Source organism: Rhodococcus sp. NPDC127527, assembly GCF_042672245.1.
Classification (GTDB): domain Bacteria; phylum Actinomycetota; class Actinomycetes; order Mycobacteriales; family Mycobacteriaceae; genus Rhodococcus_G.
Map to the genome: position 1 here is coordinate 165,692 of NZ_JBHXVP010000009.1, position 24,315 is coordinate 190,006.

Consider the following 24,315-nt stretch of genomic DNA (forward strand, 5'->3'; position numbering starts at 1 on the left):
TCGTCACGCTGACCGGGCCCTTCGCGGCCGCCAGGTCGAGGTTAGCCGCAAATACCGAGTGATAAGTAGGTTTTGCGCTCCCGACGGTACCCCCACCTCCTACAGTGGGGGTGTGACCAGCGGAGACAACGCCAGCAGCGTGACCGTCCGGCCGCGGCGGGGCGGCAGCTACGCCGTCGGCCGGGCCCGGCGGACCCGGATCCTGCACATCGCGATGGAGGAGTTCGCCGAGAACGGCTACCGCGGTGCGTCGATCGCCCGCATCGCCGAGCGTGCCGAACTCTCCCAGCCGGGCCTGCTGCACCACTTCCGCACGAAGGAGGAGCTACTGGCCGCCACGCTGGACCTGCGCGACGAGATGGACGTCGAGCGTTTCACCGGCGCCGACGGCACGGTGCTGACCGGGATCGCCGCCATGGAGGCGCTGGCCGACTTGGTCGAGCGCAATCAGCGAGTTCCCGGGCTCGTCCAGCTCTTCACGGTCCTCAGCGCCGAGGCCGTCACCGCCGGTCATCCCGCTCACTCCTGGGCCCGAAACCGCTACCGACGCATCCGTGGGTTCGTCGCGGACGCCATCCGCGCCGGCATCGCCTCCGGCGAGTTCCGGTCCGACATCGACCCCGAGGCGCACGCGTTCCGGTTGGTCGCCCTCATGGACGGTCTCCAGCAGCAGTGGCTGGTCGACGCCGAGGCGGTCGACATGGCGGGGGTGTTCGAGCTGTACCTGCGTGAGACGTTGGATGTGATCCGGGCCCGTCCGAATGCGTAGCGATACGGACCCGGTGCCGAATCAGCCGGCGGTCGGTGCGCCGGACACGCGGCGCTCACCGCCGTTCTTCTCCTGCCACAGGCGGTAGACGTCGACCGCCGCGTCCTGAGGTGCGTAGCGCATCGGCAGTCGCCGTCGGTCCCATGGCTTGGCGAACTCGTCGTAGAAGTTGTTCAGCTCGAAGTACTTTCGATCGTCGACGTAGTGGGGCTCGTAGCTGTCGCGGGTGGTGAGGAAGACAACTTCGTCGGGTGAGCAGTAGTAGAGCGCGCCGAGGCACATCGGACAGGGGAGTGCCAGGATGTAGATCGTCGCGCCCGTCAGGTGCTCGGTGCCGAGTGCGGTGCACGCGTCACGGATCGCGAGTATCTCCGCGTGGGCGGTGGGGTCGTTGGTCTGGGCGACCTTGTTGGGGCTCTCGGCCAGGATCCGGCCGTCCTTGACGATCACGGTCGCGAAGGGGCGCCCGCCTTCGGCGACGTTACGGCGGGCGAGGTCGATGGTGTGCTGTGCGAAGTCCATGGTGAGTCCTCGTTGGAAAGTGATGGGGAGGCTGACGCGCCGTGGTCAGAAGGGCTTGGTGGGCAGGTACTTTCCGTCCAGCGTGATGACGGCGCGTTCTCCGCCTTCGGGGTCGGCGACCTTCTTGACGTCGAGCTTGAAGTTGATCGCGCTGATGATGCCGTCCCCGAACTGCTCGTGGACCAGTGCCTTCAGGGTGGTGCCGTAGACCTGCAGCATCTCGTAGAAGCGGTAGATCGTCGGATCGGTGGGTACCCCGCCCGGGATCGAGCCGCGGGTCGGAATGGTCTGCAGCAGCGTTGCCGCCCTGTCGTCGAGGCCGAGGAGGTCGGCGACGGCGGTGGCCGCGCCCGCCGGCAGGGGGTGCTGCCCGAGCACGGCTGCGGTGACGAACGCCACCGACAGTCCGGCGGTGTCGGCGATCTGCTGCCAACTGAGGTCCTTGGCGATCTTGGCTTCCACGGCGGTTGCGGCAAGCATCTCGCGGGCGGTGGGATCGAACTGAGCGTGAACCATGATGGGTGATTCCTTCCGAGGGGTCGGTGAGCGAGGTGGCGATTCAGGGAGTGTCGAGCACGGTGACGTCACCGGTCCCGATGTCGTAGACCCAGCCCTCGAGGCCGATCGCACCGGTCGCGGTGGCGCGGGCAACGGACGGGTGTGTGGCCAGATTGGCCAGTTGTGCAACGACATTCGACCGAACGAGGGCGGCTACCGGGTCTGCGTCCGATTCGACCCCGGCACGCGCCACCGAGACGTCCGCGTGCCGCAGCCATTCGGCGACCGCGGGGACCGCGCTGAGGTCACGACGTTGTGCGAGGGCCGTCATCGCACCGCAGCCCGAGTGTCCGCACACCACGATGCGCGAGACGGCGAGCTCGGCGACCGCGAACTCGATGCTGGCCGCGACCCCGTCCGCTCCGGGTGTGTACGCGGGAACGAGATTGCCCGCGGTGCGGATGACGAAGAGCTCGCCCGGATCGCTGCTCGTGATCAGTTCCGGCACGACGCGAGCATCCGAGCAACTGATGAACAGGGTCTCGGGTGTGTGCGTTGTCGCGAGATGGTCGAACAGGTCCGACTTGTCGGGGAAGACGTCCCGCCGAAACTGTGCGACGCCGGCTGCGAGGTCGTGCATGGATCACTCCTGTATGTCAGTGGGTCGGCCGGATTGGCCCTGACGAAATCCAGGATGCACGGGTTGTGGCTATAGCGTCCAATACTTACTGGGCATTGTCGCTATAGATGACACCTATACTGCTCCCCGCTGTCCGACACGGGCCGGGCGCGGGTGGCCCACCTCGAAGTGGCGGTGCCGAATCTCTTGCAGCGCGGCTGTTTCACTCGGCGGTGGTAGTCGACCGGGGTCGTTCGACTCCGTCGCGAATTTCCTCGGCGATCGCACTGAACGCCTGCGCGGCCGCGGAGTGGTAAGCCGTGCGGCGGCGCAGGAGTTCGACGGTCCGGGTCGGCAACGCCGGAGCGAGCGTCACCGGATGAAGGCCTGGATGCGCATGGGTGATGGCCTCGGGAAGGATGGTGGCGAGAGCGCGGGGGCGGACGAACTCGACTAGGGCGCCAATCGAATTCGCCTCGATGGCGACCTGCGGTTCGACGCCGTTGGCGGCGAGATGCTCGTCGATGTGTACGCGCGTGACGAAGTCTCGACTCAGCAGCGCGAGGTGTGCTCCGGCGAGGTCGCGGAGGGGGAGTGGCGTCGTGCGGGTGGCGAGCGGATGCGACGACCCCACCACGAGGCAGAGGTGCTCACTGAACAGGGGTCGATGATCGATGCCGGCCACGCGAGTGCCGGCGAACGCGATGCCGAGATCGATGTGGTCGGCGAGCAGATCCGTCTCGATACGATCCTGGGTGGTCTCGACGATCGTCAGGGTGATGCCCGGGTAGCGGTCGTGGAAGCGGCCGACGAGCGGGCCGATGAGGTAGGCGGAGATGGTCGGTGTCATCGCCACTCTCAGGTGGCCGCGGGACAGATCCTGCACGTCGTTGACCGCACGCGTTCCCGCGTCGAGTTCGTGGAGCGCGAGGCGGCAGTGGTGCGCGTACGCCTCGCCCGCCGCGGTGAGGCGAATCGTGCGGCCGGACCGGTCGAGCAGTTGCACCCGTAGGGATCGTTCCAGCTGTTTGATCTGCTGCGACAGTGTCGGTTGCGAGATGTGCAGCGCCTCCGCTGCCCGGGTGAAGTTCCCGTGGTCGGCGACCGCGAGCAGGTAGCGGATGTGGCGCAGCTCCATGAACGCACTATAGGTGCGATCAATTGAATCGACGACATGTGCGGCTTCGCCCCAATCGTGTGAGCCCGGCGTCGACGGCGGGGGCTCACCCCTCGCCGTCGACGCCGAGATCCTCGCAATCGGACCCTAGAGCGTGCCGTTCTCGATGTCGCGCTTCATGGCCTGCTGGTTCTCGATGTGCGAGGACACGCCGTTCTGCACGGTGTAGTCGATCAGTACCGCGGGGGCCCTGAACGTAAGGTGCTCGGTGATCGTGGTCGCGCCGCCGTTCTCGGCGAAGGTGACCTTCTGGTTGGTGATCACGCCGGGCGCGTCCCAGGTGTCGGTGCTGTACCACCGATCCGCGGTGTGTATCCGCTGCTGCCCCACGGTGCGTCCGGGAATCGACGCCGAGCCCGCCGGGATGTCCTCGAGGGCGATGAACTCCCAGACGTCGGCGCCTGCCTCGGTGTACTTGCGGCGGTCGAGCACGCCCTTCAGGAACGGGTGCCGCCCGAGGCTGTTGTAGAGGTTCGAGTACGCCGGGAACACGCGATCGACGGGCGCGTCGATCGTGATCGGCAGGGTGACCTCCACGGTCTTCAGCGCCCAGCCGGCCTGGCTCGACTCCAGCTGGTAGGCCGCCCACGAGGCCTCCCATTCCAGGTCCACAGCGGAGGAGGAGGAGGAGGAGGACGAGGAACCTGAATCGGGTTCGGCCCCGGCAACTCCCGCACCTCCCATCGCGATCCCGGTGACCAGCACACAGGCTGCGAGAAGCTTGGGTGCCGAGCTCCCGGCCCACCGGCCACCGAGCTGCTCAGGACGTTCGACCATTCGTGTTTCCTCACCCGTCGAGACCGTTGCCGCCCTTCGGCAACCGGGCGAATGTTACGCCGCCTGCGCCTTCGATCGACCTCGTATGGGATCAGTCCCGGCCGAACACATTTCGATTGCTCGCGATACCCTTGCTCCCTCAGGTGCGCAGCCTTGCGGCGCCGCGGTCACGAAGGGACGTCATCGATGTCGTCGGCGGTGCGCGAGCGGGTGGGTAATCTCCCGCATGAGCTCACCAACTTTGTCGGCCGCCGTCGTGAGCTGGCGGAGGTCCGTCGGCTGTTGTCCGAATCGCGCCTGGTGACCCTGACCGGGATGGGTGGTGTCGGGAAGACCCGGCTCGCGCTGCGGGTCGCGGCGAACCTTCAGGAAGACTTCGAGGACGGGGTCTGGCTCGTCGAGCTCGGTGCACTCGCCGAGCCGCACCTGCTGGCGGACACGGTCGCCGCTGCACTCGGGCTCCGGGAACGGTTGGCCCGCTCCCCGCTCCCGCTGCTCGTCGACTTCCTGGTCGGCCGGCGCGCGCTGATCGTCCTCGACAACTGCGAACACCTGGTGGCGGAGGTCGCCGAGTTCACGAAGGCCGTACTGAGCGCGTGCCCCGAGGTGCAGATCCTCGCGACCAGCAGGGAGGCGCTGGGCGCCGACGGGGAGGCGGTGCTGCGGGTTCCGCCACTGACCGTTCCGGATCCGGATACAGCGGCGTCGCTGCGTGGCCTGAGCCGGTACGAGGGCGTCGTCATGTTCGAAGCACGTGCCCGCTCCGCGGTTCCCGGGTTCAGTCTGACCGTGGACAACCAGGACACGGTCGCGGAGATCTGCCAGCGGCTCGAAGGTCTGCCGTTGGCGATCGAGCTGGCCGCGGCCCGGCTGCGCGCCCTGTCGTTGAAGCAGATCCTGGTGCGGCTCACCGACCGTTACCGGCTGCTGACCGCCGGTAACCGCGTCGCCCCGTCACGGCAGCAGACGCTGCGGCTGTGCATCGACTGGAGTCACGACCTGCTGGGTGAGCGGGAGCGAACGCTGTGGCGCCGGCTGGCGGTGTTCGCCGGCGGCTTCGAGCTCGATGCCGCAGCGGAGGTCAGCGGCTTCACCGACGGCGAGCTGGTCGACGTGCTTGCCTCGCTGCTCGACAAGTCGATCCTGATCCGGGAGGAGGCCGGAGAGGTCGCCCGGTACCGGATGCTCGAGACGATTCGCGAGTACGGGCTGGAGAAGTTGACCGAGGCCGGCGAGTCGGCGCTCCTGCGGCAACGTCACCACGACTGGTGCGTGCGGCTGACACTGCAGGCTGACGCCGAGTGGATCGGGAAGCGGCAGCTCGACTGGATCGCTCGATTCGACCGCACCCGCGCCGACCTGCGCGGGGCGCTGGAGTTCAGCGTCACTGCCGCGGCTGAACCGGACGCCGCGCTGCACATGATCGCCGGGATCTATCCCTATTGGGTTTCCCGCGGGTTGTACAGCGAGGGTCGGTACTGGATCGAGCGGGCGCTGGCCCGTGCCGACGGCGCTCCTGCCGCGTCTCGGGTGACGGTGCTGTGCCTCGGCAGCATGCTGGCGTTGATGCAGGGGGATGTACAGGCGGCCCAGGTGTGGACCGATGTCGCACTCCCTCTGGCGGAGTCCGAAGACGATCCCGCGGTGTCTGCGTTCGCGGTTTCCGCGAATGGCTACCTCGCGACCTTCGCCGGTGACTTCGCCCGCGCGACAGAGTGTTTCGAGGAATCGCTGCTGACCCTTCGCACCGAGGGCGGCCTGCTGCCGCGCGTCGGGACCCTCGTCGGACTCGCCATGGCATGCGGGCTGTCGGGGGACTCCGCACGCGCGATCGCCTGCCACGAGGAGGTGATCGCACTGACCGCATCGCACGGTGAGTCCATGTACCGGTCCTACTCGCTGAGCATGCTTGGTCTGGCGGTCTGGGAGCGGGGCGACACCAAGCGCGCGGCACGTCTGATCGAAGAGGCGATGCGGCTCACCCGCCTCGTCGACGACCCGCTCGGCCTCGCGATGTGTCTCGAGATCCTGGGCTGGCTCGCTGCGGACCGGCCCGAGCGAGCTGCGGTGCTGATGGGTGCATCGGCATGGGTGGGTGAGGCGGCCGGCAGCCCCACGATCGTGGTCCGCGACCTGTTCGGCCATCACGATCGAATTGTTCGCGAGTCGACAGATGCGCTCGGCCAGAAAGCGTTCGAGGCCGCCTTCGCACGCGGGCGCGACCTCGGCGGCGACGCGGCGATCGCCTACGCACTCGGAGATCAGACGTCTGCAGAGCCGCGCGCGAGCGGGCCGAGCGTGCGGCTCACCCGGCGGCAGCGAGAGATCGCCGAACTCGTCGCGCAGGGACTGACCAACAAGGCAATCGCCCAGCAGTTGGTGATCTCGCAGCGCACCGCGGAGGGGCACGTGGAGAACGTCCTCACCAAACTCGGCTTCACGACCCGCGCGCAGATCGCAGCCTGGGTCGTCGCGGGTGCGGGCCAGGAGACGACGACCGCCTCGTGAGAAGTCACAGGGACTGGCGATGCTGACCTTGCGGGCCCTCGCCCCGATCGACGACTACCTGGCCGGGGACGACGTCGTCCAGATCGACGACCCGGAGGTGCGCGCGGCCGCCGACCGCCTGCTCGGTGAGGCGGTCGACCGGTCGGACTATGCCCGACGGGCCTTCGAATTCGTTCGCGACGAGGTCGCGCATTCGTGGGATGCCGACGATCCACGGGTCACCGTGACGGCCCGCGAGGTTCTCGAGAGTCGAGTCGGACTGTGCTATGCCAAGTCTCATCTTCTCGCGGCCTTGCTGCGGATCGGGGGAGTTCCGACCGCGCTGTGCTACCAGTGGCTCGTCGATGACGAGTACTACATGCTGCACGGACTGGTCGCGGTTCATCTCGACGGCACCTGGCATCGCCTCGACGCTCGCGGCAACAAGGACGGTGTCGATGCACGATTCGACCTGGCGGTCGAGCGGCTGGCGTGGCCGGTGCGGCCGGAACTGGGCGAACGCGACTTCCCGACCTTGCACGTGTCACCGCCGCAACCGCTCGTCCGTGCGCTGCGGTCCGTCGACGACATCAGGATGTTGGCCACAGGCGGTCTGGGAATCTTGCCCGACCAGCCGCCACCCGATTTGTTGCGCTGAAACGCCCGCCCGTTCGAGAACTCCGAGAACTGGCGGAGTGCCTGAGCCACCTTTCAGGTGAACACCTCTCGACAATTTCGGCTGCCCGGACACTCGAACAGGTTGTGCCGCATCGCCGCGGCTACCGCGGCGCGATCACCTGCCACGAGTCCTCGAGATCGTCCTGCCAATAGCCCCAGGAGTGTGTGCCGGAACTCCGGAAGTTGAAGTGCGCTGGGATCCCGAGCTGGTTCAACTTATGCTCCAGATTGTGTGTGCAGTAGTTCGTCGCGGCTTCGATTGCTCCCCCCACCGCGATCTGGTTTGTCAGTCCATCGACACCGGGCTGCGTTCGCGGTCCGTTGAGGACGTCGTTGGCTCCGGGCGCTCCGTTGCCGCTGGAAATGTAGAGGTCGAGGCCGCGCAACCTGTCGGCATGTATGTATGGGTCGTTCGCCGCCCACATCGGGTCGTCCGGCGGGCCGTACATGTTGAGCGTGTTTCCTCCGCCCCAGGCCTCGACCGTCAACTTGACGAACCTCTGACCAATGGGATCGCTTGTCTGAGCGCAGCCGCTGTAGGAGGCAACGCCCTGATACAGGCCGGGGGCGGACTCGGCCAATGCCAGCGCTGCGGTGCCCGACGACGAAAGCCCGGCGATGACATTCACGCCGTTGGTGCCGAGAGTCGAGTTGACGATCGGGGGGAGTTCCTTCGTGAGGAAGGTCGTCCACTTGTTCAGGCCCAGGACCGGATCGGCTTGCCTCCAATCGGTGTAGTAGCTCCACGCTCCTCCGACGGGTGAGACCACGTTGACGTTCTTGTCGGCAAGAAATTCGAGGGCATCGGTCTTGGTTCGCCACTGCGCCCCGTCGACACCGCCGCCGGCGCCGTTGAGCAGGTAGAGCGACGGTCGTGGCGCGCTCGCATCCGGCGGTTGCTGGACCTGCACCGGAACACTGCGGTTCATCGCTGTCGAATGCACGTAGACAGTCAGGTGCCGAGCGTCGGCGACGTCGAGCCGTTCGACGGAGGAACCGTCCGGCGATTGCGGTGCTGCGAGCAGCCTTCCGGAATCGACAATCGAGTCAGCACGAGCCGCACCAGGGACGTCCAAGTGGAGGGCAACCACCGCCACGGCGACGGCAACCGACCTCACGCCGAAGCGCACCGCCCGTGACTGCTGTCGAGCCATGATCTCCCCTTCGCTGGCAGTTCCACCCACGATGTCGCTACACGGTGAAGGTGAATCCACCCTGTCGCCCTCGGTCGTCGCTGTTGGCGGCGGTCACGTTCGCCGAAGTGCGCCTTGCGATTCAGTGATCGCGCGTGAGCTAGTACACCAGTGCCTGCCAGACCTTGATCGCGCCGCCGATCGGGTCGTCGAGGAGGGGGAACTGTCCGCCGCTCAGATTCGTGGGGCCTCCGTTTCCGCTCCCTGTGCCCGTGACCGTGACCGTGTATGCGCCGAAGCCCTCGTCGTCGCACTGGGCTTGGACCGTGTGCTGGCCGGCAGAAAGGTAACCCGAATACAACGCGAGGGTGCCGTAACCATTGACACGTCCTTGCGCCTCGCTGAAACCGTCAACGTTGAACGAACACGTCTCGTCGGGCTCGGCATTTTGTATGAGGACCCTGGCCATGTTCTGTCCGCCGGCGTACTGCGCCGTTGCCCTCGCGTTGGCGAAAGCGGTTCCCGCGGAGAGGAAGATCAGGGGAATCGCCGCAGCAGCAACGGCAGTGCACAGACGCGCTTTCTTCATGGTCCAGCCTCCTTTGCCGACAGTTCGTGTTCCTCGCCGCGGGGCGGGCGGTCGCACGCGGCAACAAGTTCCTCGGACCCGTCGATCTGGGCTACTCGCGCTGTACCAATCATCCGCCCCCACCGCACGACGAACAAGTGGCCTGCACGGGCACGACCTGCCTCGACGCGGTTGGACCCCGATCTCCTGTCACGCGCGATCGTCAGTGACGGCCCAGGTCGCGGGGACCTCGACGAGAGCCACGGTTCCGATTTGTCAGCATGTTCGAGGACGTTGTAGTTCGGAGTACTGCCAGAAGCCATCGTGCTGAGCGGGATCGACGACCACGGGTCCTCGTTCGACGTCGTCGTCGCCCAGCTGACCATCAGGACCCCGCCAACCGTCGGCACCACCACCGCCGTACACACATCTGGCCGCGACTGCGTACAGGCGAGCAGCGGGATCATGAACACCGCAGACTTGGACATGGCGCTCTCCCCGAAGGTCGAGTGGCCACACCGATACGTGTCCGGACACCGACGGGCCGGCAGCCATGCGGCAGAGTCCAGTGCCGGACGGCGGTCGACAAAAGGGGCCCGCACTCCAAGCCGCCGCGTGCCTTCAAAAGAGCGGGTCAAGGCGTGGATATAGACGCACCCCACTTACCTGTGCCTTCCGTGGCGCCTCGCAGAATGTACTCAGGCAGCTCCTGACGATCGACGAGGCGATGAACGAGGAGAAGTGACAGTGACCGATCATCTCGGCTGCGCGGACCTGCAGATTCCACCAGGGGCTTTGCGCACCCGGAAGCTGCAGCGGTTGGTCTGCGCATTCCTCGACGCCGATGGCAGCGGTGCCGCGGCGGGGAAAGCGCCGACTCGGGTGACGACGACCCCGTTCCATACCGAAGGTGCGCGTGGTCGCCGGTCGTCGAGGATCCCCGACCGTGATTCGGGCACAATGCTTCAACCGGATTCGGAGGAGGTGAGGTGATGCGACTCGGTGCCCGCCGGCGCACGAGGGCGCCGACGACGACCCGGGATCCGAGGTACGTCGAAGTGTCGCTGTTGGCAATGGCGGCCGTGGTGACGACCGTCGCGTTGACACTGGTCGAGGCCAGTCAGAGACTGCCCCTGTCGAGCGACCTCCTCGGGTACGGTGCGGCGTTCTTCGGGCTCTACGCGCTGGCCTACCTGGGGACGAGGCTGTTGGCGCCGTACGCGGATCCGTTTATCCTGCCCTGTGTCGCACTGCTCAACGGCCTGGGTCTGGTGCTGATTCACAGGCTCGACCTGGCCGTTGCGGCGTCGGCAGGTCGGCGCGGGGTCACGGTCCCGTCTGGTGAGGCGGGGAGCCAGGTGATGTGGACCGCCGCGGGACTGATGCTGTTCGTCGCTGTCCTGGCGCTGGTCCGCGACCACCGCGTTCTGTCCCGCTACACCTACACGTTCGCCCTGTTGGGGCTGATTCTGGTGCTCGTTCCGGCGGTTCTTCCGGCCCGATTCAGCGAGGTCAACGGTGGAAAGAACTGGATCCTGCTGTTCGGTTTCTCCATCCAGCCGGGCGAGTTCGCGAAGGTGATCCTGCTGGTGTCCTTCGCGTCCCTACTGATTGCCGAGAGGGACCTGTTCGCCGTCGCGGGCCGGCGTGTACTGGGCCTCGATCTGCCCCGGGCTCGTGACCTGGGGCCATTGCTGCTGGTCTGGCTCGTCTCGATCCTCGTGCTCGTCTTCGAGAAGAACCTGGGGTTCTCGCTGCTCATCTTCGGCACGGTGCTGGCGATGCTCTACATCGCCACGCAGCGGATCAGCTGGGTACTGATCGGCGTGGCATTCTTCGCGGTCGGCTGCTGGATCGCTTATCACCTGTTCGCGCACGTTCGAGTGCGGTTCGACATCTGGCTCGATCCGTTCGCGGACTATGCCAACACGGGCTATCAGGTGTCACAGGCCCTGTTCAGCCTCGGGACGGGTGGACTGTTCGGCACCGGACTCGGCCAGGGCAGCCCCCAGATGGTCCCGTTCGCCAATACCGACTTCATCATCTCCACCGTGGGGGAGGAGCTCGGCCTCTTCGGGCTGGCCGCGGTGCTGTCGATCTATCTCGTGATCGTCATGCGCGGCTTCCGGACCGCCGTCATGGCACGGGACTCGTTCGGCAAACTGCTCGCCGCCGGTCTCGCATTCACCATTGGCTGGCAGGTGTTCGTGGTCGTCGGCGGCGTCACCGCGCTGATCCCGTTGACCGGATTGACCTCACCGTTCCTGTCGTACGGCGGTTCGTCCCTGCTGGCGAACTTCGTGTTGGTCGCCTTGCTGATACGGATCTCCGACGACGCACGCCGCCCCCCGACGGCACCGCGCCAGACCCCGCCGGTCGATGCGATCGCCGCCGCCCCCACCCAGGCGATCCCGCACCGACGCCGCGGACACCCCCGGCGTCGGTGACGTGCGGCGAATCAGCTCGCAGCACCGGACGGTCGACGGCGTGGCGGGCTCGGCGCGCCGGGTGGCCTTCCCGCCGTGCGCTGGCGGGTCGGTAGCGTGGTCGGAGTGTCCGTCGCCAGCCGCCACTCGAGTCCCGCAGAGCAGCGCCACGGCACCGGCACGATTCATCCGCGGGGCCGCAGGGATCGGTCGTGAAGGCCGATCACGGGACACCGTGCGTCGACTGACCCCGCCGGTGCGGGCCACCGCGGGTACCCCGAGTTCGGAGGAGCGGTGCACCCGGGCGACGCGGGCTCGGCAACTCCACGAGCGCACGTGTCGGCAGTAGGCGTGGATCTCGCATTCGTCGGTCGCGCCGTCGGAATGTTCGCGGTCACCAACATCGACGACCTCGTGGTGCTGACACTCTTCTTCGGCCGCGCGATCGGCCACCGCCGAGCCGAGGCGCAGGTGGTGGCCGGTCAGTACCTCGGATTCGTCGCAATCCTCACCGCCGCGACCGCAGGCGGACTCGGTGTGGGGCTGCTGCCCGACATGGTCGTGCCGTACTTCGGGCTGCTGCCCCTGATCATCGGGCTGCACCTCGGAGCACGGGCGTGGAGAAGCCGGGGTTCGGTGAATGGTGTCGACGGTGCGGCCAACACGTCGCTCCCGACGATGCTCGCCGTCGCGGCCGTCACCTTCTCCAACGGAGGCGACAACATCGGCGTGTACGTGCCGGTGTTCGCCGCCGTCGGTCCGGCCGACACCATCGCATATGCGCTTGTGTTCCTCGGGTTGGTTGCCGTCTGGTGTGCGATCGGCCGCGGCCTCGCCACCCACCCGACGATCGCCGCGATACTCGCGCGCTGGGATCACATCGTGCTCCCACTCGTGCTCATTGCGATCGGTGCGAACATTCTCGTCCGGGGTGGCGCATTCGGTCTCTGACCCGTCGGAGCACCCCCTCCGTTCACCAACAGTCGGCGGCCCGCCTTCCCGTCCTCCCTTGTGGGTCATCGGAGACCTCCTATCCGCCGCCGATCTGGATGGCCTTGACCACCAGCAGGACCGCGCCGGCGACGAGATAGGCGCGCAGTGCGAGCATGCCCAGTTTCGTTCCGGCAGACCACTTCACGGGCTGTAGCAGCGTCAGTGGCGGCATCCGCCACACCATCTTGTCGGTATCGCTCATCGTCGGTAGGGGTGGCGTCACCTCGCCGAGGGGACGTCTGCGCTCGATCCACCTCAGTGTGCCGACGGCCACGGCGACCAGGGTGACGATCGCGACAGTCAGATACTCCCCGGTCGCCACGACGTCGAGGTCGGGGAAGATGGTGGTGGCCATCAGGATTCCGGAAAGTAGGAGCAGGACACCGACGATCAGTCCGGCAACGATGTTGAGCCACCTCTTGTTTACCCAGGGCCCCAGCACTTCCCGGTCGTTGCACAGCAGCAGTAGGAACACGCTCGCACTCGGCAGCAGCAGTCCAGCGAGTGCCTGTACCGCGGTGGTGATGAGCCCGAGCGGTGCGCCGGGGATCAGCACGATCGCGGCGGCGACGACAATCATCGCGCTGTAGGAGAGGTAGAACTGCTTCGCGTCCTTGAAGCCGCGGTGCAGGGAGTGTTTGAGGCCGAAGACGTCGCCGAAGGCATAGCTCGTCGACAGGGTGACCGCGGCGGCACCGACGATCGACGCGTCGAGCAGGACGATCGCGAAGATGGTGCCCAGGGTGCTGCTGCTGAGTCCGAGTAGGTGGGCGATGTCGCCGGCGTCGACGAAGTTGCCGGTGCTGTCGGTGGTGCGGGCGGCGTAGTCGGCGGTCATCATCAGTGCGGCGGCGCCGAGGACGACGATCACGGCGCCGAGGACGGTGTCGGCCCGTTCGTAGCTGATGAAGCGGGGGGTGATGCGCTTGTCCACGATGTTGGACTGTTGGAAGAACAGCTGCCACGGCGCGACGGTGGTTCCGACGATCGCGATGATCAGCAGCACGGCGTCCGAGCTGATGCCGCCCGTGATCCCGGGGACCACGAAGTCGTGGGCCGCTCGACCCCAGTCGGGCTGGGACATCAGCAGCATCGGGACCTGCAGCAATGTGATGGCGATGAATACGAACATCGCTCGTTCCCATCGCCGGAAGCTGCCGGTCGCCATGATCGCGACCAGGGCGACCGCTGCGGTCGGCACCACGATCCACCTGGAGATTCCGAAGTAGCTGGCGGCCAGGGAGATTCCGATGAACTCGGTGACGATGGTGAGGAAGTTCAGCACGAACAGATCGCCCACCGAGAACCAGCCCCAGCCTCGGCCGAATCGCTCGTTGATCAACCGGGCGTGGCCGACGCCGGTGACGGCGCCGAGCCGGACGACCATCTCCTGGTTGACGATCAGCACGGGGATCAGCAGCAGCAGGACCCACAGCAGGGAGTAGCCGTAGTTCTGTCCGGCCTGGGCGTAGGTGGCGACTCCGCCGGCGTCGTTGTCGCCGATCATGACGATCAGGCCCGGGCCGACGATGGCGAGCATGGTCAGCAGGCGGGTCTTGAGGGTGCGGGCGCTGTCGGTATCGGTGACGCTGATCCGGCCGAGCGCGCCCTCGATGTCACCGAGGTGGGCGGAGTCGAGGACCGCGGACTGGCGGGCAGCCGCGGGGGAGGACGTCGGCGCAGGGATGACCGGTGCGGCGGCAGGCGCAACAGGCGCCGCTGCGGGTGCGCCGACGCCGGCGGTGGTGGGGTCGTTGATGGTCACGGCCGCTCACCATCCTGCGGGATCGTCGGGATAGCGGGCACCTCGGCTGCGGCCGAGTACTCGGGTTCGCGTACCGGCCGTGGTGCGGGTTCTCGCCGTCGCCAGTCCTCCGGAATGACGGCCTCGAGCACGTCGTCGACGGTGACGACCCCGAGGACGTGATCGGCGTCGTCGACGACAGGGATGGTCGCGAGGTTGAAGTCGGCCATCAGCAGCGCGATGTCGGTCAGATCCGCGTCCGGTGCCACGCGCACCGGATCGGTGTCCATCAGCTCGTCGACCGGGCGTTGCGGATCGGCCTGGAGCAGCGCCACGATCGAGACGACCCCGATCAGCTCGCGCGACTCGGAGAGAACGTGCATCTTGAGCAGCGCCTCGGGCTGCATCGACCGGGCCCCCTCGATGAGCGCCAGTGCCTGCTCCGATGTCGCGCCGGCCGGGCAGGAGATCACGTCGACGCTCATCAACCCGCCCGCACTCGACGGGTTGAAACCCATCAGGGTGATGACCTTGGTGCGCTGACCTGGCGGCATGAGTTCGAGCACGTGCCGGCGGCGGGACTGGCGCAGTTCGGCGACCGCGTCGGCGGCGTCGTCGGCACGCATCCGGCCCAGCACCGCGGCGACCTCGGCGTCGGTCATGTCGCCGAGCAGCTTGTTGGCCTTGTCGGGGTCGAGTTCCTCGAACACGTCGGCCTCGAGTTCGGGATCGGTGTGCACGCGGTCGAGGATCTCGCCGCCCTCACGCTTGTCGGCGTCCTCGAGCAGGTCGGCGATCTGCGCCGGCTTGAGGGTGCTCACCCGCCCGCCGACCCGCCGCACGCCGATGGATTGGTTGTGCCCGATGAGCGGCTCGAAGGCCTTCCAATCCCGGCTCGCGTGCCCGTCACGGGACTTGAGCAGCCCGAACAGCCGCGCCGGCCGGCGGGTGTCGAGGCGGGCGAGAATCCACCCGGATCCGGTGTCCTCGAGTTCGACGTCGTAGGCGTGGACCAGTTCGGCGGCGGGTACGTCGATCAGCCGGTGATCGAGCACGTCGGTACGCAGCAGCACCTCGCCCTCGCGGCGTTCGAACCCGCGCAGGTCGACCTTGTTGTGCGACAGGTCGACCCGTTGCTGGCTGAGTGACGCTATCTGCCCGGTCGAGACGAACACCCGGCGGCTACCCACCCCGGCGACCAGGCCGGTGACGACCGGATAGCTCTCGGGCCCGCCGAGCCGGACGATCACGTCCTCGATTCGGCCGATCTCGTCACCGTTGCGCGCGATGATCGGGCACCCCAGCAGCCGGGAGAGGTGGATGACCTGGCGCGAGGCGTCGGGTGCGTAGGCACCGTTCGGGCCGCGGCGGCGATCGTTGGTACTCATGGGAATTCACTTTCGTTTCGGGCTGGCAGGTGGGGGACCGGCGGGCACCTGACCGTCTCGCACGTCGAGGTGGCCGATGGTCGGGCGCGAGGTGAACACGCGGCGGACCCGAGGCGGCGGGCCGGCTGTTGCCGGCGCGCCGCCGTGCGGTCAGTAGTTGCGGGTGTGGGCGCCGAGTGAGGCGGTGAAGATCGCCGGGGTCGGCGCCGGGTGTGCGCGGTAGTACTCCCGCAGGTTGGCCCGCTCCTCCTGCGTCAGTCGGTGGCGGGTCAGGAATCGAGGCGCAGGCAGCCGAAAGGGCCCACGGTGCAGTGAAAACGTCATGGTGTTCTCCCTCGTCGAGGGCGCGACAGGCTTCCCCCGCACAGTCCGTGGCTCGCCGTGGGACACCCCTGGCATCGCAGTGGCAGGCGAGGGCGCCGCCGACAACGGACGTTACGGAACAGCGAAAGAAACGAGGCCGCGACCGATCAGGAACTGAAATGGACGTCGATCGAGATGGGGACTATCACCGGTACTCACGTCGTTCCTCACCTCCTCGCAGCCGGGACGCGCGCGGGCGTCTGGTCGTCACAGCACACGGGAGGGCATCCAGGCGCCTCGCGCCTGGGTGAGCACCCCTCTCGTCAGAGCTTCGGCACTGCACGGCGTATCCGACGAAGCCGGAAGCCACTTGGGCTCAACCCTTAATCCGGGAGGAGCTGTCCTGACCCGGGGCGTCTTTCGACGTTCGGGGTCAGTGGCCTGTGTCCATGCAGACGCCTCACCTAACGAGGTGCTTGCATACCCATGCTGGACCCGCGGATACGGCTACGTCAAATGGGTGGTCGCTTTCTGACCGGTATCGCATGAAATGCCCGAAAATCTGCCGGACCTGCGCGTTGTCCACGATCGCGAACAGTTCGGAGCAGCGGCATGGCGTCCGCGTGGTTCCACGCACCGATCCCGGCCCGTGATGCCTTCGGCCCGTTCGGCTCGGCTGTCCGAGTCGGCCGACCTGTAGTCGCGTGCCCTTGTGTCGCGCGCTGGGGCGGCGAAAGATCGGCTTCGCAGTGGCTGCGGCCGCGGGCCGTCGGCGCGGGTCGGCGGTGGACCGAGACGGGTCGGCCACCGTGTGTGTCGCCGCGGGGACGATGTCCCCGCGGGAGGAGGCAAGTCATGTTCATCCAAGTGATCCAGGGGAAGGTCGGGGACGAGCCGCGGCTACGCCGATGTATGGACCGTTGGACCGAGGAAGTGCAACCGGGAGCCACCGGCTATCTCGGATCGACATCCGGCATGCGTGAGGACGGGACCTTCATTGCGCTCGTGCGGTTCGACTCGGAAGAGTCGGCCCGGCGCAACAGCACGCGTCCCGAGCAGGGGTCATGGTGGGCCGAGACGGAGCAGTGCTTCGACGGTCCTGTGTCCTTCATGGACTGCCCGGACGCCATCGCGTGGCGGGGCGGCGGCTCCGACGACGCAGGTTTCGTGCAGATCATGGAGGGACGTACCGCCGACGCGAGTCGGCTGAGCGAGCTGATGACCGAGGCCGGTGACAAGCTACGCGACGTGCGCCCGGAAATCATCGGCGGCACGTTCGCCTCCGCCGGCGACGGCGGATACGTCGAGGCCGTGTACTTCACCAACGAGTCCGAGGCCCGCGCTCATGAGCACATGACGGTGCCCGACGACTTGCGCTCGCTGTTCGACGAGGAAGGCCCGCTGATGGGCGAGGTCGTGTACTTCGATCTGCACGAGCCGACGCTGGTCTCAGCCGGACGGTAGTCCTCGCGTGCGTTGGCCGTGCTCGGCCCGGTCTCAGATTGTGGCGACGACCTCATGAAGTGGTCGAGCAGATCGAGGGTCTTCGTTCGACGGAGGTCTCAGTCGTGCAGCCGATGGCGAAGGCGGGAACTGTCGGGATCGTGAAAGGTCCTGCAGCGCTGGAATATCGGCGCTCACTGGTCAGTGTCGTGCACATGTGTCGACCGCGGTGACGTCGGCGCACTCGGCGGCGAACCGGCCACTACGCGACGGCGTTGGCGCCTGGGGCCAAGTGCCGCACCCCGATTGCGCATGCGGGCCCGCTCAACACGCCGAGTGGATGTGCGGGCAGGCTGTCGGTGGGCCGTTCTACGCTGGGGCAGCACAGGATCGAGAGATCCGCGCGACCCGAGAGAAAAGAGGCCGACGATGGCATTGCCCACCCTCACCCCAGAACAGCGTGCCGCGGCATTGGAGAAGGCGACCGCATCCCGCAAGACACGGGCCGAACTGCGCGAGAACCTCAAGTCCGGGAAGGTTCGATTCGAGGACGTCCTGGACAACGCGGAGGCAGACGAGATCATCGGTAAGACGAAGGTGCTGTACCTGCTGGAGTCGCTCCCGAAGATCGGCAAGATCAAGGCCCGCGAGATTGCCGAATCGGTCGGCATCACCGAGACTCGCCGGGTGGCCGGTCTGGGTGCCCGTCAGCGGGCCGAGCTGCTGGCCAAGGTCGCCTGACCTGATCCACCCACTCGGCGGCACCTCCGCCCGCCGTCCACGGTCTCGCTTCTCGCGAGGCCCGCAGGTTCGTCACCGTGCCCCGGCGTTCTCCCGAGAATTGCCGGGGCACAGTCACATTCACGGCCAGGCCGGGCGCCCGTGGTACGTGACGTCCGATCGAACGGTTTGCGGTTCACGCCGGCGCCAACGCGCGTGCGGCCCACCGGCCGCGATGCTTGCTGATCTCGATGTCGTGCTCGAAACAATCGCTGACCCGGTCACCGGTGAGCACCTCGTCGACGGGGCCCTGCGCGAGTGCCCGCCCGCGCCGGAGCAGGAGCGCGTGCGTGGTCGACGCCGGGATCTCCTCGATGTGGTGCGTCACGAGGATGCTGGCCAACTGCGAATTGCCGCGTCTCACCTGGTCGAGGGCGGTCAGTAACTGCTCGCGGGCGGCGAGGTCGAGGCCGGTCGACGGCTCGTCGAGCAGGAGCAGCCGAGGCTCGGGCATCAGCGCACGTGCGATCAGGACCCGCCCCCGTTCGCCCTGGGAGAGGGTGGGCCACCGAGCGCCGGTTCGGTCGGCCACCCCGAACGTCGCGATCAGCGCGTCGGCCCGGTCGAGCTGCGCTGCCGTCGGGGACCAGCGCTGCACCAGTTCCGTCGTGTTGGTCAGGCCGGTGAGGACGACTTCGCGGACGGTGAGCGGGCTCTGCAGGGGATGGCGCGGGTTGACGTGCCCGATCGCGGCCCGCAGGCTGCGCATGTCGACGCGGCCGAGCCGGTGACCGAGGACGCGCACGGCACCGCTCGTCGGATGGGTCTGAGCCCCGAACATGCCGAGCAACGTGCTCTTGCCCGCACCGTTGGACCCGAGGAGCACCCAGTGCTGGCCCGGTTCGACCGTCGCCGTGATGTCCGAGAGCAGGACCCGCCCGTCGCGGATGACGGTGACGGCATCGGTGGACACGATCGGCGAGGTCATGAGTCTTCTTCCGTCTGCAGGGCGTTGATGAGGGAGTCGATGTTCGATGCCACCGCGGCCGTCGCGGCGCCGGGGTCCCGCGCCTCGATCGCGAGCATGAGTTCGTCGTGAGCGGCCGAGGTGTCCGGGTGCGCGGGTTCGTCCCGTTCGAGCTCGACGAGCGCGTCCTGCAGCAACGGGCGGACCGTGGCGAACAGCGAGGCCAGGACGGCATTGCCGGAGAGCTCGACGATGGCGGCGTGAAAGTCGAGGTCGGCGGCGACGAACTCTCCGATGTCGTTGCCGTGGGCCGAGTGTCGGGCGGCGAGCATCGACCGCACCCGGTGCACGTCATCCGGACGGGCGCGGGTGGCGGCCAGTCGCGCGGCCTCCACCTCCAGTGCCCGCCGGACCTCGAACACCTCGATCAGGCGTGCGCGGCGCAGGAGACGCGGCAGATCGGAGGCACCCGCCGGTGCGGCCGCGGATTCGTTGACGAAGGTGCCGACGCCGTGCCGCACGGTCAGCTGCCCGTCCTGCGCCAACAGTCGGACGGCCTCCCGAATCGACGAGCGACCCACCCCGAGCTCGGCTGCCAGATCCGCCTCGCGCGGCAGGCGCTCGCCGGGACTCCAGTGGCCGCTCGAGATGCGTTCGCGCAGAATCTTTTCCAGTTGCGGAACGAGAGGTCCACTTCTCAGTACGACGTTCACGAATGCCTTCTCTTGCCGCTCGGTGCTCGACCGCAGGGGTCAGTTGTTCAGTTGCAGCCGAAACTCTAACACGGAGATCAGACCTCTGATGTCTAGCGCTGTGGAGATGGGCGGGCGGGGGGTAGTCGACGGCCCTCGCGGAGCAAGCCCAGGGCCGGTCAGTGCCGGAGCGGCGGAGGTGAGTCACCCGTGGTTGCGGCGGCAGCGTACTGCTGATGTCGACGCCGGAACCGTTCTCGATGTCCTCTCCAGAGTTCGGCGTCGGCCGCTGCCTCGGTGTCCTGCTGTTGCCGGGAGCGCCGCCGTGCCAGCGCCAGGGTGATTCGGGCCGCCGCGCTCCGCTGGCGCAGAGCGGATGCGCGTGCGGTGGCGGCGCTGTCGTCGAGCAGGCGACCCGCTGTGGCGTCGAGGTCGACGAGGAGGCGTTCGAAGGCCAGGCGGAGCGTTGCATCCTGATTCAAGTGCGAGATCCCGAAGTCCTCGATGAGCTGGAGCGGGAATTGCATCGCCTCGTACGGGACTCTGAGGAAACCCATCGGCCCGGGAAACCTCGCCGGGCTGGGATCCGAGGTCTCCTGGCGCGGGGGATCGTCTTCGGTCGCCTTGTTCCGACTCGACACCCGAGGTGACTGCTCGTAGGCCATCAGGCCCAGATAGTCATGGGCCTCCACCAGGCGTTTGAATTCTTCGTCACGGTGGCGTTTGTCCAGATCGACCATGTCGTCCCTTCTCGCGACCCCCGGGCACGATTCACGTTAACGCCGATCGGCTGGATTCGGTGCTATTGACGACCGCGAATGTCGTTACCGACCGGTCACCACATTTGTGCTGGGGCGGGCGGATGTCACGCGGCGGCGGAGTGTTTTCGCGGGTAACCACTGGGGTTGCCGACGCCGCGAGGGTCCCTGTCCCAGTGCAGAAGTCGAGACGGTGGATTCCGTCCGGGAACGCAGAGCTCACACCCATCCGTATCGGGGGCGGCTCCGAACCTCCGGTGTGACTGATCCAGTGGAAGAACCCGCGGTGCGGCGGATCGCGGTGATCGGGAGTGGCGTGTCGGGGTTGACCGCTGCCTGGGTGCTCGCCCGCGACGCAGAGGTCACGCTGTTCGAGGCGCAGTCCCGCTTCGGCGGGCACGCGCACACCCACCGGTTGCCCGCCCACCGCGGCGGCGGGGACACGGTCGGGGTCGATTCCGGCTTCATCGTGCACAACGACCGCACCTACCCGACGTTGCTGCGACTGTTCGACGAACTCGGCATCGCCACACAGGAATCCGACATGTCGATGTCGGTGCGCTGCGACGGCTGCGGCCTCGAGTACGCCGGTGCGAAGGGACTGCGGGGGCTGTTCGCCGCACCCCGCTCGCTGGCCCGGCCCCGATACCTGCGCATGCTCGCCGAGGTGACCCGCTTCCACCGACTGGCTCGCGCCGAACTGGACCGGGACGCAGCCGAGGAACGCACCCTCGGCGAATTCCTCACCACCACACGATTCTCCCGGTACTTCGCCGCGCACTTCGTGGTGCCGTTGGTGGCGGCGGTGTGGTCGTGTCCGCCGGATGTCGCCCTCGACTACCCGGTGCGGTACCTGCTGGCGTTCCTCGATCACCACGGCATGCTGACGGTGTACGGGTCACCTACCTGGCGGACCGTCACCGGTGGCTCCGCCCGATACGTGCAGGCGGTCACGGATCGGCTGCACACGGTGCGCGGAGGCGTGCCCGTCCGTGCCGTCACCCGCACCGTGGCCGGCGTGACCGTGCGCGACGACGCGGACCGGGTGGAGGAGTTCGATGCGGTTGTCGTCGCGACCCACCCGACCCAGGCGCTGGCGCTGATCGAGCGGCCCACCCGAGCGGAGACCGACATACTCGGTGCGTTGACCTATTCGGTCAACCACACGGTGCTGCACACCGACACCTCGGTGCTGCCGACCCGGGCCGGCGCCCGGGCGTCGTGGAACTACCGGTTGCCGGCATGCGACGCGCACCCGGATCGGGTGCTGGTCAGCTACGACCTCAACCGCCTGCAGCGGCTCGACGCGGCGGTCGACCGGCGGTTCGTGGTCACCCTCGGCGACGGGGGTCGCGTCGATCCCGCGGCAGTCGTGGACACGATGGTCTACGAGCACCCGCAGTACACCTCGACCTTCCTTGCCGCGCAGCACCGTCTGCCGGAACTCGGCGATCACCGGTTGGTCTTCGCCGGTGCCTACCACGGGTGGGGATTCCACGAGGACGGTGCGCTCTCCGGGTACGCCGCCGCCGAACGGCTCGGCGGCCGGTGGAGCGGGCCGGCGCCCGCACTTCGACCATCGGCCGAGGTGCGGCTGTGACCGCGCCGCGGATCGTGCGGACCAGGATCCGGCACGTGCGCCGGCGGCCGGTCCGGCACGAGTTCACCTACCGCAGTTACAGCTGGCTCGTCGACCTCGACGAACTGCCGGACCTGCCCCGGCCGCTGCGCCCGTTCGCCCAGTTCCGGGCGGGTGACCACGTCGGCGACCCGGACCGGAGTCTGCGGGCGAACCTCGACGCCTACCTCGCCGAGCACGCGATCGACCTGTCCGAGGGTCGAATCCTGATGCTCGCCAACGCCCGGGTGCTGGGGTTCGTGTTCAATCCGCTGACCCTCTACTGGTGCCACGACCGCAGTGGCGAACTGGTCTGCGTGGTCGCCGAGGTGCACAACACCTACGGCGGCCGGCACCGCTACCTGCTCCGCCCGGACCGAGGCGGCAATGCGACCGTGCCCAAGGCGTTCCACGTCTCCCCGTTCAACGAGGTGGCAGGCGAGTACCGACTGCACGTTCCCGAACCCATCCGCCGGCTCGGTGTCGCGATCGCGTTGCGGGACCCGGACGGTGCCACCGTGTTCGCCGCGACCATGGCCGGCCCGGCGCGGCCCGCCGTCACCCTCACCGTGCTGCGGGCCCTGCTGGCGGTGCCGGTGGCACCGCTCCTGGTAGCCCTGCGCATCCGCTGGCAGGGCCTACGCCTGTGGGCACGCGGCCTGCCGATCGTTCCCCCACCCGAACCGAGGCGCGGCCGTCGCCTCGGAGCCCAGGAGGCACTTCGATGACCCTCGACCAGCGCCGCGCCCCCACCACCCCGGTGGCAGCACCGTGGGCGGCGATCACCCACGCACCGCGCGGTCCGCGCGCGGTGGTCGGTGCGCCGATCGCAGCCGTGCTGTTCCGCTGGGCGGTGGCCGATCTGCCGCTCCGTGTGGAGTATCCGGACGGCACCGTGCTCGGCGCCGCGACCGGTGCGGGACCGCGGCTGCTGCTGCACCGGCCCGACGACTTCTTCGCCCGGCTCGCCGCCGGCGGTCTGATCGGGTTCGGGGAGGGGTACATGGCGGGGGACTGGTCCGCCCCCGACCTCGCCACGGTGTTGACCGTCCTCGCCTCCCGCATCGACACCCTCGTCCCGGCGTCGCTGCAGCGACTGCGGGCGGTGTGCCTGCCGCGGCCGCCGCGAGGTCAGCGCGGCAGCCGCGCGGGGGCCAGGGCCAACGTCGCTCACCACTACGACCTGTCCAACGAGTTCTTCGGCCTGTTCCTCGACGAGACGATGACGTACTCGTCGGCCCTGTTCGACCGCCTCGATCCGGCGCCGACGTGGCCGGATCTGGCCGCCGCGCAGCGCCGCAAGATCGACCGGCTCCTCGACTCCGCCGGCGTCACGGCCGGCACCCGGCTGCTCGAGATCGGCACCGGCTGGGGCGAACTGGCGATCCGTGCCGCCGACCGCGGCGCCGTCGTGTACACCGTCACGCTGTCGCGGGAGCAGCAAGCGCTCGCCCGCGAACGGATCGCCGCTGCGGGCGTGTCCGATCGGGTCACGGTCGGCCTGCAGGACTATCGGGACGTCACCGGTCGCTACGACGCGATCGTGTCGGCGGAGATGATCGAGGCCGTCGGCCACCGGTACCTGCCCACCTACCTGCGCACCCTCGACCGCCTCCTCGCCGACGGTGGTCGGATCGCGGTGCAGGCGATCACCATGCCGCACGCGCGGATGCTCGCGACCCGCAACACCTACACGTGGGTGCACAAGTACATCTTCCCGGGCGGGTTCCTGCCGTCGACGGAGCTGTTCGACGAGCTCACCGCCGAGCACACCGGTCTGCGGATCGTCGACCGGCACTCGTTCGGCCCGCACTACGCACACACGCTGAGGCTGTGGCTGCAGCGGTTCACCGCCCACACCGGCGGCGCCGACGCCCTCGGCTTCGACCGGGTGTTCCGACGGATGTGGCGGCTCTACCTCGCCTACTCGGAGGCGGGGTTCGCCTCCGCGTATCTCGACGTCCACCAGTTCGTCCTCGAACGGGGGACCCGTCCGTGACCAGCGGCGCCTACCCGGTCGCCGCGGGCGTGTGCA

The 24,315-nt window shown here is 67.9% G+C and carries 23 protein-coding genes and 1 riboswitch; of the genes, 10 read left to right on the plus strand and 13 right to left on the minus strand.

Translation table 11 applies throughout. The features are described 5' to 3' along the window. Nucleotides 1-112 precede the first annotated feature (112 nt). Nucleotides 113-769 carry a TetR/AcrR family transcriptional regulator gene (locus ACFVH2_RS16705; protein ID WP_378428461.1) on the plus strand — a complete coding sequence of 219 codons (657 nt, stop codon included), beginning with the start codon at nt 113-115 and terminating at the stop codon, nt 767-769. Between the two features lie 21 nt (nt 770-790). On the opposite strand, the gene ACFVH2_RS16710 is transcribed toward ACFVH2_RS16705, so the two are convergent. The 5 genes from ACFVH2_RS16710 to ACFVH2_RS16730 all read right to left on the minus strand — a co-directional run bounded on the left by ACFVH2_RS16710 (nt 791) and on the right by ACFVH2_RS16730 (nt 4,362). Continuing rightward, the gene (locus tag ACFVH2_RS16710) at nt 791-1,291 is read right to left on the minus strand and encodes a nucleoside deaminase (RefSeq protein ID WP_378428463.1); all 501 of its coding nucleotides are present in this window, start codon (nt 1,289-1,291) and stop codon (nt 791-793) included. Between the two features lie 45 nt (nt 1,292-1,336). Further along, nucleotides 1,337-1,807, minus strand: coding sequence for a cyanase (cynS, locus tag ACFVH2_RS16715; protein WP_378428465.1), 471 nt, complete (start codon nt 1,805-1,807; stop codon nt 1,337-1,339). 43 nt (nt 1,808-1,850) lie between these two features. Then, nucleotides 1,851-2,429, minus strand: coding sequence for a carbonic anhydrase (locus tag ACFVH2_RS16720; protein WP_378428467.1), 579 nt, complete (start codon nt 2,427-2,429; stop codon nt 1,851-1,853). 202 nt (nt 2,430-2,631) lie between these two features. After that, nucleotides 2,632-3,546 carry a transcriptional regulator CynR gene (cynR, locus tag ACFVH2_RS16725; RefSeq protein WP_378428468.1) on the minus strand — a complete coding sequence of 305 codons (915 nt, stop codon included), beginning with the start codon at nt 3,544-3,546 and terminating at the stop codon, nt 2,632-2,634. Between the two features lie 126 nt (nt 3,547-3,672). Then, on the minus strand, nt 3,673-4,362 hold the full coding sequence (locus ACFVH2_RS16730; RefSeq protein ID WP_378427730.1) for a hypothetical protein: 690 nt from the start codon (nt 4,360-4,362) through the stop codon (nt 3,673-3,675). A gap of 186 nt (nt 4,363-4,548) precedes the next feature. Between ACFVH2_RS16730 and ACFVH2_RS16735 the strand changes: the two genes are divergently transcribed. Next, complete coding sequence (locus ACFVH2_RS16735; RefSeq protein ID WP_378427732.1) at nt 4,549-6,870, plus strand: ATP-binding protein; 2,322 nt, start codon at nt 4,549-4,551, stop codon at nt 6,868-6,870. A gap of 19 nt (nt 6,871-6,889) precedes the next feature. After that, nucleotides 6,890-7,507, plus strand: coding sequence for a transglutaminase family protein (locus ACFVH2_RS16740; protein WP_378427734.1), 618 nt, complete (start codon nt 6,890-6,892; stop codon nt 7,505-7,507). 121 nt (nt 7,508-7,628) lie between these two features. On the opposite strand, the gene ACFVH2_RS16745 is transcribed toward ACFVH2_RS16740, so the two are convergent. Next, a complete protein-coding gene (locus tag ACFVH2_RS16745; protein ID WP_378427736.1) occupies nt 7,629-8,681 on the minus strand; it encodes an alpha/beta hydrolase in 1,053 nt (350 codons plus the stop codon). A gap of 139 nt (nt 8,682-8,820) precedes the next feature. Then, nucleotides 8,821-9,249, minus strand: coding sequence for a hypothetical protein (locus tag ACFVH2_RS16750; protein WP_378427738.1), 429 nt, complete (start codon nt 9,247-9,249; stop codon nt 8,821-8,823). Nucleotides 9,250-10,220: 971 nt separating this feature from the next. Between ACFVH2_RS16750 and ACFVH2_RS16755 the strand changes: the two genes are divergently transcribed. Together ACFVH2_RS16755 and ACFVH2_RS16760 are read left to right on the plus strand one after the other, a co-directional pair. After that, nucleotides 10,221-11,675, plus strand: a complete 1,455-nt coding sequence (locus tag ACFVH2_RS16755) for an FtsW/RodA/SpoVE family cell cycle protein (protein WP_378427740.1) — start codon at nt 10,221-10,223, stop codon at nt 11,673-11,675. A gap of 363 nt (nt 11,676-12,038) precedes the next feature. Continuing rightward, entirely contained in the window at nt 12,039-12,605 is a 567-nt protein-coding gene (locus ACFVH2_RS16760; RefSeq protein WP_378427823.1) for a cadmium resistance transporter, read from the plus strand. 79 nt (nt 12,606-12,684) lie between these two features. Here the strand turns inward: ACFVH2_RS16760 and ACFVH2_RS16765 are convergent, their stop codons facing one another. From ACFVH2_RS16765 to ACFVH2_RS16775, 3 genes are all read right to left on the minus strand, one after another. After that, nucleotides 12,685-14,334, minus strand: a complete 1,650-nt coding sequence (locus ACFVH2_RS16765) for an Nramp family divalent metal transporter (protein ID WP_378427825.1) — start codon at nt 14,332-14,334, stop codon at nt 12,685-12,687. A gap of 74 nt (nt 14,335-14,408) precedes the next feature. Continuing rightward, complete coding sequence (locus ACFVH2_RS16770) at nt 14,409-15,779, minus strand: magnesium transporter MgtE N-terminal domain-containing protein (protein ID WP_378427742.1); 1,371 nt, start codon at nt 15,777-15,779, stop codon at nt 14,409-14,411. Between the two features lie 150 nt (nt 15,780-15,929). Further along, nucleotides 15,930-16,103: a hypothetical protein gene (locus ACFVH2_RS16775; RefSeq protein WP_378427744.1), complete on the minus strand. Its 174-nt coding sequence runs from the start codon at nt 16,101-16,103 to the stop codon at nt 15,930-15,932. A gap of 287 nt (nt 16,104-16,390) precedes the next feature. Further along, nucleotides 16,391-16,561: riboswitch (M-box (ykoK) riboswitch) on the minus strand. A 376-nt stretch (nt 16,562-16,937) separates the two neighbouring features. Between ACFVH2_RS16775 and ACFVH2_RS16780 the strand changes: the two genes are divergently transcribed. After that, nucleotides 16,938-17,546 (plus strand): hypothetical protein, encoded by a 609-nt coding sequence (locus ACFVH2_RS16780; protein ID WP_378427746.1) that lies wholly within the window; start codon nt 16,938-16,940, stop codon nt 17,544-17,546. Between the two features lie 408 nt (nt 17,547-17,954). Then, the gene (mihF, locus tag ACFVH2_RS16785) at nt 17,955-18,266 is read left to right on the plus strand and encodes an integration host factor, actinobacterial type (protein ID WP_378427748.1); all 312 of its coding nucleotides are present in this window, start codon (nt 17,955-17,957) and stop codon (nt 18,264-18,266) included. A 175-nt stretch (nt 18,267-18,441) separates the two neighbouring features. Here the strand turns inward: mihF and ACFVH2_RS16790 are convergent, their stop codons facing one another. The 3 genes from ACFVH2_RS16790 to ACFVH2_RS16800 all read right to left on the minus strand — a co-directional run bounded on the left by ACFVH2_RS16790 (nt 18,442) and on the right by ACFVH2_RS16800 (nt 20,644). Beyond that, complete coding sequence (locus ACFVH2_RS16790; RefSeq protein WP_378427750.1) at nt 18,442-19,233, minus strand: ABC transporter ATP-binding protein; 792 nt, start codon at nt 19,231-19,233, stop codon at nt 18,442-18,444. Continuing rightward, nucleotides 19,230-19,925 carry a FadR/GntR family transcriptional regulator gene (locus tag ACFVH2_RS16795; RefSeq protein ID WP_378427751.1) on the minus strand — a complete coding sequence of 232 codons (696 nt, stop codon included), beginning with the start codon at nt 19,923-19,925 and terminating at the stop codon, nt 19,230-19,232. Before ACFVH2_RS16795 ends, ACFVH2_RS16790 begins: the two co-directional genes overlap by 4 nt. A gap of 158 nt (nt 19,926-20,083) precedes the next feature. Further along, the gene (locus tag ACFVH2_RS16800; protein WP_378427753.1) at nt 20,084-20,644 is read right to left on the minus strand and encodes a hypothetical protein; all 561 of its coding nucleotides are present in this window, start codon (nt 20,642-20,644) and stop codon (nt 20,084-20,086) included. Between the two features lie 277 nt (nt 20,645-20,921). Between ACFVH2_RS16800 and ACFVH2_RS16805 the strand changes: the two genes are divergently transcribed. From ACFVH2_RS16805 to ACFVH2_RS16815, 3 genes are read left to right on the plus strand one after another with little or no spacing between them, the layout of a single operon-like run. After that, on the plus strand, nt 20,922-22,262 hold the full coding sequence (locus ACFVH2_RS16805) for an NAD(P)/FAD-dependent oxidoreductase (protein ID WP_378427754.1): 1,341 nt from the start codon (nt 20,922-20,924) through the stop codon (nt 22,260-22,262). After that, nucleotides 22,259-23,008 (plus strand): DUF1365 domain-containing protein, encoded by a 750-nt coding sequence (locus tag ACFVH2_RS16810; protein WP_378427756.1) that lies wholly within the window; start codon nt 22,259-22,261, stop codon nt 23,006-23,008. Before ACFVH2_RS16805 ends, ACFVH2_RS16810 begins: the two co-directional genes overlap by 4 nt. Next, entirely contained in the window at nt 23,005-24,279 is a 1,275-nt protein-coding gene (locus ACFVH2_RS16815; RefSeq protein WP_378427758.1) for a class I SAM-dependent methyltransferase, read from the plus strand. Before ACFVH2_RS16810 ends, ACFVH2_RS16815 begins: the two co-directional genes overlap by 4 nt. The last annotated feature ends 36 nt before the right edge of the window (nt 24,280-24,315 follow it).

What these genes read in the sequence shown, in the direction of transcription:
- ACFVH2_RS16710 (WP_378428463.1), bottom strand. Translation starts at nt 1,291, where the DNA reads ATGGACTTCGCACAGCACACCATCGACCTCGCCCGCCGTAACGTCGCC.
- ACFVH2_RS16815 (WP_378427758.1), top strand. Translation starts at nt 23,005, where the DNA reads ATGACCCTCGACCAGCGCCGCGCCCCCACCACCCCGGTGGCAGCACCG.
- ACFVH2_RS16745 (WP_378427736.1), bottom strand. Translation starts at nt 8,681, where the DNA reads ATGGCTCGACAGCAGTCACGGGCGGTGCGCTTCGGCGTGAGGTCGGTT.
- cynR (WP_378428468.1), bottom strand. Translation starts at nt 3,546, where the DNA reads ATGGAGCTGCGCCACATCCGCTACCTGCTCGCGGTCGCCGACCACGGG.
- ACFVH2_RS16740 (WP_378427734.1), top strand. Translation starts at nt 6,890, where the DNA reads ATGCTGACCTTGCGGGCCCTCGCCCCGATCGACGACTACCTGGCCGGG.
- ACFVH2_RS16800 (WP_378427753.1), bottom strand. Translation starts at nt 20,644, where the DNA reads ATGGTCGATCTGGACAAACGCCACCGTGACGAAGAATTCAAACGCCTG.
- cynS (WP_378428465.1), bottom strand. Translation starts at nt 1,807, where the DNA reads ATGGTTCACGCTCAGTTCGATCCCACCGCCCGCGAGATGCTTGCCGCA.
- ACFVH2_RS16735 (WP_378427732.1), top strand. Translation starts at nt 4,549, where the DNA reads ATGTCGTCGGCGGTGCGCGAGCGGGTGGGTAATCTCCCGCATGAGCTC.
- ACFVH2_RS16750 (WP_378427738.1), bottom strand. Translation starts at nt 9,249, where the DNA reads ATGAAGAAAGCGCGTCTGTGCACTGCCGTTGCTGCTGCGGCGATTCCC.
- ACFVH2_RS16780 (WP_378427746.1), top strand. Translation starts at nt 16,938, where the DNA reads ATGTTCATCCAAGTGATCCAGGGGAAGGTCGGGGACGAGCCGCGGCTA.
- ACFVH2_RS16775 (WP_378427744.1), bottom strand. Translation starts at nt 16,103, where the DNA reads ATGACGTTTTCACTGCACCGTGGGCCCTTTCGGCTGCCTGCGCCTCGA.
- ACFVH2_RS16755 (WP_378427740.1), top strand. Translation starts at nt 10,221, where the DNA reads ATGCGACTCGGTGCCCGCCGGCGCACGAGGGCGCCGACGACGACCCGG.
- ACFVH2_RS16770 (WP_378427742.1), bottom strand. Translation starts at nt 15,779, where the DNA reads ATGAGTACCAACGATCGCCGCCGCGGCCCGAACGGTGCCTACGCACCC.
- ACFVH2_RS16730 (WP_378427730.1), bottom strand. Translation starts at nt 4,362, where the DNA reads ATGGTCGAACGTCCTGAGCAGCTCGGTGGCCGGTGGGCCGGGAGCTCG.
- ACFVH2_RS16720 (WP_378428467.1), bottom strand. Translation starts at nt 2,429, where the DNA reads ATGCACGACCTCGCAGCCGGCGTCGCACAGTTTCGGCGGGACGTCTTC.
- ACFVH2_RS16790 (WP_378427750.1), bottom strand. Translation starts at nt 19,233, where the DNA reads ATGACCTCGCCGATCGTGTCCACCGATGCCGTCACCGTCATCCGCGAC.
- mihF (WP_378427748.1), top strand. Translation starts at nt 17,955, where the DNA reads ATGGCATTGCCCACCCTCACCCCAGAACAGCGTGCCGCGGCATTGGAG.
- ACFVH2_RS16760 (WP_378427823.1), top strand. Translation starts at nt 12,039, where the DNA reads ATGTTCGCGGTCACCAACATCGACGACCTCGTGGTGCTGACACTCTTC.